Genomic DNA, 14,346 nt, shown 5'->3' on the forward strand with positions numbered 1-14,346 from the left:
AATGCGCAGTCGCCCCCATTTGTACTTTATATGTATGCTTCAAGAATTTTAGAAGGAGTATTTAATGAGAAAGATAATTCAGTTAATTTAATGTTGTGACAGGCTATTGATGCATTAAGACATCCTCAATTAAAAAGGCAATATACAAATTAGTCTTCGTAAAGGGATTGCTTAAGTCCATATCTAATAGCATTTCAATTTTCTTAATTTTATAGAGGACGGTGTTTCGATGTATAAATTGACGTTCACTAATCCTGCTTGTACTGCCATTTTCCTCAACAAAAATACGTAAAAAAGGTACATAGTCTGTCCCATGTAGTTCATCATAGCGGTAAAGTTGTCCTAAAATATCCTGACTAAACGATTTCATTAGGGGCTGATTTTTCACAGCCATCAATATTTTATAGGCACCGATTTCTTTGTATTTATACAAATAACGATTGTTATGAAGCTGTGCTAAATGGATGACGGTTAAGGACTCATCATAGCTTTGGCGAACATTTTCTAGCTCTTTATGAAAGTTACCTTTACCGATAATAATATCCAAGTAACCATTTTTTAGCGTGATTTTTTCATAGATTTCTTCCACAACTTTTGAGAAGGGTATATTAGGTGTATTGATTTGTGCTTTATCAATTAAAAAGATGAGGTGATTTTTATGCTTTAATTTTAAGAAGCGTTGATAGCGATTTTGAAAAGCGAATTGGATCATGACCTCATAACGGTCAATAGCTGCTTTGGAGCCAATGGTTGTACAAGTTATGATCGCTAATTCTCTTCCTTGAGGAAATCCTAGCTGTGCTAGTTGATCTTTCATTGTGTTAGTGTTTTGTTTGTAATGAAATAGTAGATTGAAAAGAACCTTTTCTTCGATAGAAAGCTCTTGATGGTGATTGGCAATAAATTGAAAGGTAGTTTTTAATAGATCAGCAATGCGATAATTCCATGGCATTTGAAAAATTGGGAAATCATGTTGATTGGCAAAAGAGATGACGGCTTCTGGAATGCTAGGAATGAATGGTCCTGTATTAATGATAAAGCCAGCTACTTTTTTTGTGTATGCCTGTTTGACAAGATGTTCCAAGGAGTCTTGCTGCGCATCTAAATTAATACCTGTTGTGACGACTAATTCATTGGGTCTACAAAACATGATTAAATCACTGCTTTCCACAACATTAATACCAGTAACTCTGCGATACGTACCACTATGTCCAGCGACTAATGTGAGCATTGGGAAATGAACTCCCTCTACAATTTTACGAATCGTCCCCATACGTTCCCCCCTTAATTATGAACATAACTTACCATATATGATGTGCAGTTGCACATATTTTTTTAGTTTACTATCCATATCTCACAAATTTTATCTATTTTAGAATGTTTATTAACTACTGTGAAAGAGAGGACTTGCATATGTATAAATGTAATAGTAGACGATTGCAAGAGTTAATTGAACAATTTAGTCAATTTGGGGCCACCGAAAATGGTGGCGTCACACGTTTGTCTCTTTCGAATGAGGATGTATTAGCAAGAAACTATTTTTGTGAGTGTTGCAAAACGTTAGGAATGGATATTCAGGTGGACGATATGGGCAACATTTACGCCACTATTCCTGGTAAAAAGAATGTGCCACCCATTGTCATGGGTTCCCATCTAGATTCAGTAGAAAAAGGTGGAAGATTTGATGGTGTGTTAGGTGTACTAACAGCGATCGAGGCCATTCGAACAATAAAGGAAAATGATATCGAAGTGGACATTCCTCTTACGATTGTCAATTTCACGAATGAAGAAGGGGCACGTTTTGATCCAGCCATGATGAGTTCAGGCGTCATCACCTCAAAATTTGACAAAGAAAAAATGCTCCAATCTACGGATAAAAACGGCATTCGTTTTCAACAAGCTTTACAAGCAAGTGGCTATGAGGGAGAGCAAGCCAATCGTCTGAAGGAGGCACTTGCTTATATCGAATTGCATATTGAACAAGGGCCAGTATTAGAAGCAAAACAGCAGGAAATTGGTGTGGTTGAAGGTGTGCTAGGCATGGTCTGCTATGAAATTACAATTAGTGGGCAATCAAACCATGCAGGTACAACCCCAATGTCAATGCGTAAAGACCCAATGATTGTGGCATCAACCATCATTAAAGAGCTATATGAACAATTAGGAAAAATTGACGAACAACTTGTTTTTACTTTTGGTCGTATGAATGTTTCCCCGAATATTCATACCGTTATCCCAAATAAGGTGACATTTACAATTGATTCACGTCATCAAAAGCCAGAGGTCATGCAACAGGTTGAGGATATTCTCAACGCGCTTCCTGAGACAGCGGGCGGATGCCATATTCAGCCTGTCAAGTTATGGGGCAGAGATACCGTGTATTTTGATAGTGCGATTTGCAATGAAGTAGAAAGAGCTTGTCAAAGCTTTGGCTATTCATCTCATCGTATGTTTAGTGGCGCTGGACATGATGCACAGTATATGGCAAGTATGGTTCCTTCCGCGATGATTTTTGTTCCAAGCATTCAAGGGAAGAGTCATTGTGAAGAAGAGGAAACAGCCTTTGAAGATTGTGCAAAGGGCGCAGATATTTTATTGGAAACGGTGTTAACGCTACAAACGAAGTTTAGTATGGGCGAAACATATACACTGCATTAACTATCAAGCATTCTCTAATTTTGTGATGAAGGGTGAGAGGCATAGTGAAAAAAATCATTAAAGGTGGACGAGTAGCAACTGCTGCTGATGTATTTGAGGCAGATATTTTAATTGAGAACGGTAAAATTGTTCAAATTGGACAAAATTTAACGGATGCTGGCGCTGAAATTATTGATGCTACAGGCAAGTACGTATTGCCTGGTGGCATTGATCCCCATACGCATTTAGACATGCCATTCAATAACACGGTGACGGATGATGATTGGAAATCAGGCACCATTGCAGCGGCTTTTGGTGGGACAACTACTATTTTAGATTTCTGTTTAACAGCAGGAGAAGAAAAATTATCGACAGCCGTAGAGAAATGGCACGACAAGGCAAAAGGAAAGTCTGCTATTGACTATGGCTTCCACTTGATGATTGGTGATCTAACACCTGAAACCGAAGCTGAATTACCACAATTATTAGAGCAAGAGGGCATTACTTCTGTCAAAGTCTTCATGGCTTATGCAAAAGAATTCCAAGCCACAGATCGTACATTATTTAAAGCCTTTAAAATCGCTAAGGATCTTGGTGCGATAGTGATGGTCCATTGTGAAAATGGCTCTGTTATAGATGAGCTAGTAGAGGAGGCAAGACGTGCTGGACATAAGGAACCGATCTATCATGCACTAACTCGTCCAGCGGAATTGGAAGGAGAGGCAACAAAGCGTGCTATCGAATTAGCGCATATAGCTGGTGCGAAGCTCTATGTGGTGCATGTGACTTGTAAAGAAGCGGTAGATGAAATTATTGCCGCTCGTGAAAAGGGCTATGATGTTTATGGTGAAACTTGTCCACCGTATTTAACGCTCGATCAATCCGCATTAGCGCAACCAGGCTTTGAAGGAGCCAAATATGTTTGGTCACCGCCACTTCGTCCTAAATATCATCAAGAACATTTATGGAATGCCTTAAAGGCAAAACAGCTACAAACGATTGGCTCAGACCAATGCTCCTTTAGCTTTAAAGGTAAAAAGCAATTAGGCTTAAATGATTTCTCGAAAATTCCAAATGGCGGACCATTCATTGAAGACCGCTTCAGTATCTTATACTCTGAGGGCGTGGCAAAAGGCAGAATTTCCATCAATGAATTTGTTGATATGATCTCTACTAGTGCCGCAAAAATATTTGGCTTATTCCCGCAAAAAGGAACGATTGCAATTGGTTCAGATGCGGATATCGTCATTTTTGACCCAGAGGCACAGCGTCAAATTTCAGCTAAAACACATCATATGAATGTGGACTATAACCCATATGAAGGCTGGGAAGTAACAGGTGAGCCTGTTAGTGTACTCGTACGTGGGGAATATGTCATTAAAAATAAAGAATTTGTAGGTGTACTTGGCAGTGGACGATACATTAAACGTCCATTAAAAACAGTAACTGCGGAAGCTCTAAACATTTAGCTTCCTACAGGATAGACCGATTGTTTTGACTGGAGAGCAAAACAATCGGTTTCGTAATTAGGGTACGGAAAAAATGAACACATGAGGGGGATGTGGAAATGGTTCCGATTCAAGAAAATGCAATGACCGTGCAGCTTAGACGTAATTTTGTGGAATTAAAAGGTAAGATGACAAAGAATGAGGCTATTGAGGAAGCCAATCGTTGTTTGTATTGCTATGACGCACCATGTATTAAAGCATGTCCAACAAGTATTCAAATACCAAATTTCATAAAAAAAATTGCATCTGGTAATATGAAGGGTTCTGCTACGACTATATTAGAAGCAAACCCAATTGGTGCAAGCTGTGCAAGAGTTTGTCCAACGGAAGAACTGTGTGAAGGGGCGTGTGTCTTAAATTCTTCAACAAAGCCAATTAAAATTGGTGAGTTACAACGTTATGCAACGGATTGGGCAATGGAAACCAATGCTCAGCTATTTAAGGCAGGTCCACATAATGGACAGAAAATAGCCATTGTAGGGGCAGGTCCTGCTGGTTTGTCGGCAGCTCGTGAGCTCAGTCGTTTAGGCTATCAAGTAACTATTTATGAGGCTGAAGCGAAGGCAGGGGGCTTAGGAAGCTATGGGATTGTAGCATTCCGATTACCAAATGATGTCGTAGATTGGGAAGTAGAGCAGATTGAACAGCTCGGTGTGGACATTCAAACGAATACAGCTGTAGGTGTGGATATTTCTGCTGATGAAATTTTGGCTCAGTATGACAGTGTGATTTTAGCTGTCGGTATGGGTGCTGTCCCAAATCTGGGCATTGATGGGGAAGATTTAGAAGGGGTACATGATGCTATTGAGTTTATTCGAAAAACAAAAATGGGACCGCTTACAAATGATATTGTAGGGAAACGAGTAGCCGTAATCGGTGCTGGAAACACGGCGATAGACGGTGCTACAAGTGCGGTGCGTTTAGGCGCAGATAATGTACAAATTCTCTATCGTAGAACAGAAAAAGAAATGACAGCATACAAATTTGAATATGAATTTGCCAAGCAGGATGGTGTGGAATTTAAATGGCTAACTGCACCTAAAAAAATTATTGGCAATGAAGCAGGAAAGGTGACAGGCATTGAATGTGTGAAAATGAAGCTTGGTGAGGCAGGTCCTGATGGTCGACAACGCCCTGAAGAAGTAAAGGGCTCCAATTTTATCATTGAAGTGGATGCTGTTATTAAAGCCATCGGGCAAACTCGTTTTGTATCGTTAATTGAAGCCTTTGGTTTAGCTCATACAAATGGTGTCGTAGACATTGATGAGACAACAATGCAAACGTCCAAAGACAAAGTATTTGCATGTGGAGATGTTGTCTTTGGTAATGGACAGGGTGAAGCGATGGTAGTGACCGCTGTACAGCAAGGAAAAGATGCAGCATATAAGATTCATGAACGTTTAAGAAAACCAAGTGAGATTGCATAAAATGAACCTTCAATCAGTGGAGGCTCTTTCTCCACTGATTGTTAGATTCACCAATCGGGTTTATACAGGCTGTTAATCCCCCATCTGAATGATTACATTAGCCTATGTTTTGAAATGGTGGTCATACAGCCTGTATCTGGCACTATGCTTTCAGTTGACAAAAGATTGTTAGTACGGATAGAGGGGGAACTTATATGGCAGACTTACGCATTAATTTAGCGGGCATCAAATCGCCGAATCCATTTTGGCTAGCATCTGCTCCACCAACGAATTCAGGCTATCAAGTCCAACGTGCATTTGAAGCGGGCTGGGGTGGCGCAGTTTGGAAAACGTTAGGAGAACCGATTTTAAATGTGTCTTCCCGTTTTGCAGCAGTTAGCTATAATGGCCAACGTGTGGCAGGCTTTAACAATATTGAATTAATTACGGATCGACCATTAGAAGTGAATTTACAAGAAATTTATGAGACGAAAAAGAAATTTCCTAATCACGCAATTATTGCCTCGTTAATGGTGGAACCAAAGCAAGAAAAATGGCATGAAATTGTGAAACGAGTAGAAGATGTGGGGGTTGATGGTCTTGAGCTTAACTTTGGTTGTCCACATGGGATGGCAGAACGAGGCATGGGTTCTGCCTCTGGTCAAGTCCCTGAATTGGTGGAAAAACAAACGTACTGGGTAAAGGAAGCGGCGCGTACACCTGTTATTGTTAAACTAACGCCCAACATTACGGATATTACCGTGACGGCGGAAGCGGCAACACGAGGTGGAGCAGATGCTGTGAGTATGATTAATACGATTAACAGTTTAGCTGGTGTTGATTTAGATTCTTGGAATACAGTACCACATGTGGCTGGAAAAGGAGCTCATGGGGGCTATTGTGGTCCAGCAGTTAAACCAATTGCACTGAACATGGTTGCAGAATGTGCTCGTAATCCATTAGTCAATGTACCGATTTCGGGCATTGGGGGGATCTCCAATTGGCAAGATGCAGCGGAATTTATTTTAATGGGTGCGACAGGCGTACAGGTATGTACAGCAGCAATGCATCATGGCTTTAGTATTGTGGAGGATATGATTGATGGGCTGAATAACTACTTAGATGATAAAGGTCTAGCTTCAGTCATGGATTTAGTTGGTCGCTCTGTACAAAGGTATTCAAACTGGGGTGATTTAGATTTAAATTATAAAATTGTCGCAGAAATTAATAATGATGTTTGTATTAATTGCAATAAGTGTCATATTGCTTGCGAGGATACATCCCATCAATGTATTGACCTTTATACGGAGGATGGTCGCCCAATGCTAAAGGTTCGTGAGGAAGACTGCGTAGGCTGTAATTTATGCTCAATTGTTTGTCCTGTCGATGGAGCCATTTCAATGGTTGAACGCCCATCTACAATTCCGCCAATGACATGGAATGAACGCCAATCACTTCTTAGCAGTCTATCAAAATAAAGGACCGTTGTTCATTTTTGAATAAAGATTAAAATCGAAATTCCACCTTCCTTCAGCATTTTGGGTGAAGGAAGGCACTTCAAGTAGGTTGTCACGGAAATTAGAAAAAAAGGAGAGAAACATTATGGAACGTGAAGGGAATTATTTAAAATCCCCAGATTTACTTCCAGTGACACATCAACAAAGAAATATTGGAACATTTGGTTTTGCGGTGATTTGGATAGGAATGGCAATTGTATTAGCGGCTTTTGCCATTGGTGGTTCGGCTATCATGAATTTATCCTTACCAATGGTGATTGTGGCAACATTGGTAGGTTCTTGTTTAATTGGCGTCTTTATGACGTTAATTGGTGACATCGGAATAGAGCATGGATTATCTTTCCCTGTTTATATGCGTGCACCATTTGGCACATTCGGTACTCATATACCTTCTCTTGTACGTGGTGTTACAGCTGCCTGTTGGTTTGGTTTGAATACGTATTTTGGTGCATTAGCGATAAACGGAATTTTAAATTTATTGTTTGGCTTTGATAATTGGTTTATCTGCTTCCTTGTGTTTGCAGCGCTTCAACTCTTTAATACATCTCTTGGTATTAAATCCATTGAGCGTTTTGCTGATTTAGCAGCTCCTGTCATTATTTTAATTTCTTGTTGGATGTATTACACATTGGCAGATAATGCAACATCTCAGGGAAAAAATATTTGGACGTGGGTGGAAACCCCAACAACAGGCTTCGCTGCTTTTACCGCCTTTATGGTAGTGGTGATGGCAAATATGGGCTTTTGGGCAACCTTAGCAGCAGATATGCCATCCTTGTCACGTTTCTTTAAAGCACCCAAAAATGAGCGTAATTGGTTCAAGCGTAATAAAACACAGCTTGTAGGCTCTTTAATTGTCATGCCCATTACAAACACATTCATTGTTACGATTGGTGCAGTTTGCTATATGGCAGTTGCCTCGGCAGACCCAATTAATGCCTTACAGCAAAGTGCAAGCGGCTTTATTCTTGGGATTCTATTGCTGATGATTGTATTAGCACAATGGTCGACAAATACCTCTGCCAACGTTGTACCAGCAGCTACTATTTTCTCTAATATCGGTGGACCGAAAGTGCCATTCTGGGTAGGGGTAGTTATTGCAGGGATTATTGGTATTCTTGCACAGCCTTGGAGTCTATTTAATGTCATGGTCAATGTCCTATTAATCATTGGCGGTATTTTAACAGCGATTGTAGGTATTTTATTTGCTGATTACTACCTGATTCGTAAACGGCGCGTACATGTAAAAGAGCTTTATGAATTAGATGGGCAATTTAAATATTATAAGGGCTTTAATATGGCTGGGTTAATCGCCTGGGTAATCGGTGGTGCAGTTGCCAATATATTTTCAACTTACTCTTCTTTAGTAGGGTTCGCTGTAGGCGCGATTGTATATTATGTATTAGCGAAGTATTGGTGGTTTAAAAAGTATCCACAAGCTGAGCTAGATGATCCAAGTGATGCCAAATATTTAGGTATTACAGTCGGACATAATTTAGATGAAATATTTGGCCAACCAGCAGCTCCAACGGCGACTCCGGATGAAGATGAACTGGTGGAGCAACCAGATCCTCTGTTAGAGATGAAGGGTGCCGAGTAAGTGAGACAACATCAAGACATTTTCAAAAGAAGGTGAGGTGATGGCATGTCTGAATTCCAACAAAGCACAGAGGAAATTCAAAAAGTAGATCATTATTTAGATAGTGGCTTTAAAATCAAATATGTCTACGAGAATTTAAGTGGGATGTTTGTAGAATTTGCTCGTCAAGAAGAAGTGACTTTGCTACAAATTCTAACAGCAGATGCACGTAAATACTTCTCTGCAAAATTACAGGAACAAACTTTATTACAGTAACTAAGTAAACTCTATTCCTTTCGACTTGAACGGAATAGAGTTTTTTGAATTTTCTGATTTAAATTATGTTGAAGTAACATCATATTTCGTACAAACATCAATTAAATCGTCGTTATTACCTATTTTTTGTTATTCTATTAAAATAGCAATATTTTTTGTTTTTCCTAAAAATACATTTGTCTTTTTTAGAAAAATTGATTATTATTTTAAAGTAAAAACATCATAGAAAGAACATCAGGAAAAGAGGCGTTATGGAGTGGCCAATAAGGAATTGAAAAGAGGATTAGAAGCACGTCATATTCAAATGATTGCACTTGGCGGTACGATTGGTGTTGGGCTATTTATGGGCTCAGCAAGTGCTATTCAATGGACAGGACCTTCTGTACTCCTTGCCTATGGTATTGCAGGTATTTTTATTTTTTTCATTATGAGGGCAATGGGTGAGATGCTTTATATGGAGCCAAGTACAGGTTCTTTTGCCACATTTGGCTATAAATATATTCATCCTTTAGCAGGGTATTTAACAGCGTGGAGTAACTGGTTCCAATGGGTTATTGTTGGGATGTCTGAAATTATAGCAGTAGGAACGTATATGCAATATTGGTATCCAGAATTACCAGCTTGGATACCTGGTCTAATTGCAATGGTGATTTTGGGTGTGGCGAACTTCATTTCTGTCAAATCGTTTGGAGAATTTGAATTCTGGTTTGCGATGATTAAAATTGTTACGATTATTTTAATGATTATTGCAGGGGTCGGACTCATCTTCTTTGGCTTTGGCAATGATGGAATAGCAATCGGCTTATCCAATCTTTGGAGTCACGGTGGCTTCTTTACAGGTGGCTGGACAGGATTTTTCTTTGCCTTATCTTTAGTCGTTGCTGCCTATCAAGGGGTGGAGCTCATTGGGATTACAGCAGGAGAAGCAAAAAATCCTCAACAAACGATTACGAATGCCATCCAAAGCATTATTTGGCGTATTTTAATTTTCTATATCGGTGCAATCTTTGTCATTGTTACAGTGTATCCTTGGGATGAGCTTGGCACAATTGGTAGTCCTTTCGTTGCGACATTTGCTAAGGTAGGCATCACAGCTGCCGCAGGTATTATTAATTTCGTCGTCATCACAGCTGCAATGTCAGGGTGTAACAGTGGAATCTATAGTGCTGGACGTATGTTATATACACTTGCTATGAATGGACAAGCACCAAAATTTTTCGCAAAGCTTTCTAGTAATGGTGTGCCTTTATTTGGAACAGCGGGCGTATTAGTTGGCTTAGTCGTTGGTGTTATTCTAAGTTATATTGCCCCTGAAAACTTATTTGTTTATGTGTATAGTGCAAGTGTTTTACCAGGGATGATTCCATGGTTTATCATTTTAATCAGTCAAATTCGTTTTAGAAAAGTAAAGGGAGAGCAGCTAGCAAAGCATCCTTTTAAAATGCCGTTCGCACCGATTACAAACTATGTAACAATCATCTTTTTAATCATGGTACTAGTCGGCATGTGGTTCAATGATGATACACGCGTGTCATTAATAGTGGGCATTATTTTCTTGATTCTCGTAACCATTAGCTACTACGTATTTGGTATTGGTAAAAACCGATACAGCAAAGATTCTATAGAATAACCTTTAAGGATGTATCTCTAATTGGGATGCATCCTTTTTGTATGGCTATTTTTGCTAGCACAATTTTTACATAATTAAATGAAAAAAAGACAAACTACTAAAAATTGAATGATATGGACTGGTATTTATCGGAACAAAAGGGGTGGAGAAAAATGAACGAGATACCCGAGCAGATTGTCGCTAAATTAAAGCAGGAGATTAACGAAGTCGATGACGTAAAACTGAAAATGATCGCTACAGAAGAAGGGGATGTGACGGTCATTTATTTCTCCTCACTCATCGAAAAAATGACCTTACAAACCATGGTGACGATTCCACTAGCTAATAATTTGAAACAAATTCATCAAATGGCTCAATATGTGGACCCGAAAGATGTGAAAGGTGTCGTTAAAAAATTGAATGCTGGGCAAACCCTTCTTTTTTTTCACGAAACCAACGCCCTATTAAGTGTAGATACGTATAGTGCGCCTACAAGGGCCATTACGGATACGGAAACAGAGTCGACTGTAATTGGTCCACAGGATGCATTTACAGAATCACTGGAAACGAATATATCGTTAGTGAGAAGACGGATTCAAAGCTCCATGCTAAAAAATGAAAACCGAATTGTTGGGTCAGAAGCCAATATTAAAATATCGATTATGTATATGGATAATATCGTGAGCCATGAAAATTTAGATGATTTAAGAAACCGTATTGATCAGGTAGATTATCCGTTATTTACGGATATATCCGTGTTGAAGCAATTAATTGAGGATAATCCATTATCGCCCTTTCCTCAATACTACATGACAGTCCGTCCAGATAGTATTTGCCGTTATCTTCTGGATGGGAGAATCGTCGTTTTTATGGATAATAGTCAACTAGCCATTGTCTGTCCCACTTCTTTTTTTGAAATGTTCGTGTCGATTGAGGATTACTACAACCGTTGGACAACAGCATCTTTATTAAGGATGCTGCGCTTTTTTGGTTTTTTCTTAACGATCATGATTACACCAATGTATATATCAGCCTTAACCTTTCATCCAGAAATTTTGCCATACGAATTATTACTAAATCTTCAAGAATCAAGAAGTAAGGTACCATTTCCACCACTGATTGAGGTATTATTTATCGAGCTTATAATTGAAGTCTTACGAGAAGCGGGCTCTCGAATGCCTGCCAAAGTCGGACAAACCATTGGTATCGTAGGAGGTATTGTAATTGGTACAGCGGCCGTAGAAGCTGGATTACTAAGTAATATACTCATTGTGTTAGTCGCTACCTCAGCACTACTTTCCTTCTTACCGCCTATTTTCTTAATGAGTAATACTAGCCGATTTATTCGTTATATTTTTATCTTATCAGCAGGTTTATTTGGCTTGTTTGGACAGATGCTCGCCTTTGCGTGGTTAATCCACCATTTATTAAGTCTCAAATCCTTAGGAACGCATTATATGACACCTGCTATTCCAAGAAAGCCAAGCGATTTATTGGATAGTGTCATCCGATTTCCAACTAAATATATAAGAAGTAAGACTGGTATTTCAAAAGTACAGAAAAAATAGTGTCAGAATGAGAATGAGGTGGTTAACTTTGAATACAACAAAAGGAAAGGTGTTAAATCGTTATCATGTCATCTTCTTAGCGCAAAGTATTATGATTGGTACCGGTATCCTTTCGCTCCCTCAGAAATTAAGTCCTATGGGCTACACACAATCATTTATGCCTCTTCTCTTTGGTGTGATTGCTAGCCTGACACTATTTGCGATGGTATGGCTTTGTTCAAAGTTTCCCAATGATGATTTATTTCGAATGAATGAAATATTATTGGGAAAATGGCTCGGAAAATTTATAAATCTACTCGTCATTATTCAATTTATTGTTTTTAGTGCAGGGATTATTAGTAATTATATGCACTTAATTCAAAGTACAGCATTGCAGGAACAAACCATCACCATGCCTGTCCTTTGCTTTTTACTTCTACTTATTTATATTGTAAGTGGGGGTATTAAATCTATTGCACGATTTTGTATAATGACATTTTTTATTACCATTGGATTATTCTATTTTACGCGCTGGGCCATTGAAAAAGGTGATCCAAGTCATTTTTTGCCTCTATTTAATTTTACGCCTAAGGAATTTTATGAAGCGTTAAAGCAAGGATATTTTTCTATCCTTGGTTACGAATTAATTCTATTTTATTTTCCATATATCATCGATCAAAAAAAGGCATTTCGTCATTCCTTAATCGGTATTTGGATTAGTATATTTTTATGCTTTATCACAACAGCTATTAGCGTCATGTATTATTCAGAGTGGCAATTAAAAAATGTAGAGTTTTCAGTATTAAACCTATTTAAGGCAGGAGAATTTACCTTTATTGAGCGAATCGATATCATTGGCATTACGCTTTGGGTTTTTCTAATCTTATCCTCGATTACAGCCTATGTATGGTGTGCAAAAAGGGGTATGGATACCTTCCTTAAAAAGAAAAAGCAAAGTTATCAGTTGTATATCATCGCCTTGATCATTTTCTTTATTGTAAAAATGCCCTTTTCGCGTGAATTCCAGGAAAAATTATTTATGGCAAGTAACTATGTAGGCTATGTGCTGGTAAGCTGGCCAGTGTTTTTAATCCTGATATATGTTATTCGAAAAAAGCAGGTGCAGGTATGAAAAATAAACGTCTATGCATCATTTCTTTTTTGATTTTCGTTTTACTTGCAGGCTGTTCTAAAAAAGAAATAAAAGTTCCTCTAGAGGATGTTGGGATGGTAGATTCGATGGCTTTTGACTATATCGATGAGAATCAGATGAGACTCACAGTAGCGATCCCCCAATATTCTCCAGACGCAGAAAAAGACACACAAACTTTTTCTATCACAACAGATTTAGTATCAAGCGGCATCGTGGAAATAGAAAAGCAATCCGATAAGAAAATAGTCTTCAATCAATTGCGAGTTGTCTTAGTAAACGAAGATTTTGCGCGGAAAGGGAATGTTCGAAAAATTGTTCAGCACTTATATCGCAATGCGGAAGTAGGTAATAAAGTATTGATAGCTGTTGTGAAGGATAATGCGGAAGCGATTTTAAAAGGAGATTATCCTGATAAGCCAAGTATTAATTTTTATTTGAACAATCTATTAGAGCCGAGTATCAATACTGCTTTTAACCCCAATACCAATATTCATGATTTTATGTACTCGATTACAAATCCTGTAGTGGATACAGTATTACCCTATGTTGAAAAACGAGAGGAGAAATTAGAGATTAAAGGCGTTGCCATATTTAAAGGGAATCAGATGCATGAATTAATTAAACCTGAGGAAGCACTAGTTATTCAAGCTTTAAGTGGACAGAAAAATCTTGCTCCTTTGCACCTTGATTTAAATGCAGGACATGGAGAAGAAAAGGTAATGATTGATTTAATCGAGAGCAGTGTGAAAAAAGAGAGTAATAAAAATATGGAATCACCCAAATTAACGATTTTCTTAAAAATAAAGGGTACTTTAAGCGAATATAAGGGAGAAAGAGAATCACATTTATTTACAGTTGAAAGCATTAGTGATTTGGAAAAAGATGTGAATAAACAGCTGGAACAGGATATTAGTGAATTTTTAGCGCGATTAAATAAAACAGAGGTAGATCCAGCTGGCTTAAGTGAAGAATTTAGAATGTATCATCATGGAAAATGGACATCGAAAAAAACAAGAGAGCTTATTAGAAAATTAGACGTGAAGGTCCATGTAGAAACGTCCATTATTAGTACAGGTACTTTAAAATAACAGCAAAGACCCATTCGATAAGAAGG

Annotated in this window: 11 protein-coding genes; 10 read left to right on the forward strand and 1 reads right to left on the reverse strand. The window is 38.4% G+C overall.

All coding sequences use genetic code 11. The features are described from left to right. Positions 1-103 precede the first annotated feature (103 nt). Positions 104-1,273: a PucR family transcriptional regulator gene (locus tag AC1RFD_RS02350; RefSeq protein WP_048389885.1), complete on the reverse strand. Its 1,170-nt coding sequence runs from the start codon at positions 1,271-1,273 to the stop codon at positions 104-106. A 140-nt stretch (positions 1,274-1,413) separates the two neighbouring features. Here AC1RFD_RS02350 and AC1RFD_RS02355 point away from each other — a divergent pair, with 140 nt between their 5' ends. From AC1RFD_RS02355 to AC1RFD_RS02400, 10 genes are all read left to right on the forward strand, one after another. After that, on the forward strand, positions 1,414-2,658 hold the full coding sequence (locus AC1RFD_RS02355) for a Zn-dependent hydrolase (protein ID WP_492474452.1): 1,245 nt from the start codon (positions 1,414-1,416) through the stop codon (positions 2,656-2,658). 44 nt (positions 2,659-2,702) lie between these two features. Then, entirely contained in the window at positions 2,703-4,106 is a 1,404-nt protein-coding gene (gene hydA / locus AC1RFD_RS02360; RefSeq protein ID WP_048389890.1) for a dihydropyrimidinase, read from the forward strand. A 98-nt stretch (positions 4,107-4,204) separates the two neighbouring features. Further along, on the forward strand, positions 4,205-5,572 hold the full coding sequence (locus tag AC1RFD_RS02365; protein WP_492474453.1) for an NAD(P)-dependent oxidoreductase: 1,368 nt from the start codon (positions 4,205-4,207) through the stop codon (positions 5,570-5,572). Positions 5,573-5,766: 194 nt separating this feature from the next. Continuing rightward, positions 5,767-7,029 carry an NAD-dependent dihydropyrimidine dehydrogenase subunit PreA gene (gene preA / locus AC1RFD_RS02370; protein WP_048389894.1) on the forward strand — a complete coding sequence of 421 codons (1,263 nt, stop codon included), beginning with the start codon at positions 5,767-5,769 and terminating at the stop codon, positions 7,027-7,029. Between the two features lie 124 nt (positions 7,030-7,153). Then, complete coding sequence (locus AC1RFD_RS02375) at positions 7,154-8,668, forward strand: NCS1 family transporter (RefSeq protein ID WP_326140512.1); 1,515 nt, start codon at positions 7,154-7,156, stop codon at positions 8,666-8,668. Positions 8,669-8,713: 45 nt separating this feature from the next. Beyond that, entirely contained in the window at positions 8,714-8,923 is a 210-nt protein-coding gene (locus tag AC1RFD_RS02380; RefSeq protein ID WP_016995612.1) for a hypothetical protein, read from the forward strand. A gap of 256 nt (positions 8,924-9,179) precedes the next feature. Then, positions 9,180-10,553 carry an amino acid permease gene (locus AC1RFD_RS02385; protein ID WP_328016410.1) on the forward strand — a complete coding sequence of 458 codons (1,374 nt, stop codon included), beginning with the start codon at positions 9,180-9,182 and terminating at the stop codon, positions 10,551-10,553. A gap of 152 nt (positions 10,554-10,705) precedes the next feature. Continuing rightward, a complete protein-coding gene (locus AC1RFD_RS02390) occupies positions 10,706-12,100 on the forward strand; it encodes a spore germination protein (protein ID WP_053075663.1) in 1,395 nt (464 codons plus the stop codon). A 28-nt stretch (positions 12,101-12,128) separates the two neighbouring features. Then, entirely contained in the window at positions 12,129-13,211 is a 1,083-nt protein-coding gene (locus AC1RFD_RS02395; RefSeq protein WP_054550732.1) for a GerAB/ArcD/ProY family transporter, read from the forward strand. Next, a complete protein-coding gene (locus AC1RFD_RS02400) occupies positions 13,208-14,320 on the forward strand; it encodes a Ger(x)C family spore germination protein (RefSeq protein ID WP_054550733.1) in 1,113 nt (370 codons plus the stop codon). The genes AC1RFD_RS02395 and AC1RFD_RS02400 overlap by 4 nt, the downstream gene beginning before the upstream one ends. Positions 14,321-14,346 lie beyond the last annotated feature (26 nt).

This window comes from Lysinibacillus sp. GW823-FHT02G10, from assembly GCF_058797135.1.

What these genes read in the sequence shown, in the direction of transcription:
- AC1RFD_RS02390 (WP_053075663.1), top strand. Translation starts at nt 10,706, where the DNA reads ATGAACGAGATACCCGAGCAGATTGTCGCTAAATTAAAGCAGGAGATT.
- AC1RFD_RS02365 (WP_492474453.1), top strand. Translation starts at nt 4,205, where the DNA reads ATGGTTCCGATTCAAGAAAATGCAATGACCGTGCAGCTTAGACGTAAT.
- AC1RFD_RS02375 (WP_326140512.1), top strand. Translation starts at nt 7,154, where the DNA reads ATGGAACGTGAAGGGAATTATTTAAAATCCCCAGATTTACTTCCAGTG.
- AC1RFD_RS02355 (WP_492474452.1), top strand. Translation starts at nt 1,414, where the DNA reads ATGTATAAATGTAATAGTAGACGATTGCAAGAGTTAATTGAACAATTT.
- AC1RFD_RS02350 (WP_048389885.1), bottom strand. Translation starts at nt 1,273, where the DNA reads ATGGGGACGATTCGTAAAATTGTAGAGGGAGTTCATTTCCCAATGCTC.
- preA (WP_048389894.1), top strand. Translation starts at nt 5,767, where the DNA reads ATGGCAGACTTACGCATTAATTTAGCGGGCATCAAATCGCCGAATCCA.
- AC1RFD_RS02380 (WP_016995612.1), top strand. Translation starts at nt 8,714, where the DNA reads ATGTCTGAATTCCAACAAAGCACAGAGGAAATTCAAAAAGTAGATCAT.
- AC1RFD_RS02400 (WP_054550733.1), top strand. Translation starts at nt 13,208, where the DNA reads ATGAAAAATAAACGTCTATGCATCATTTCTTTTTTGATTTTCGTTTTA.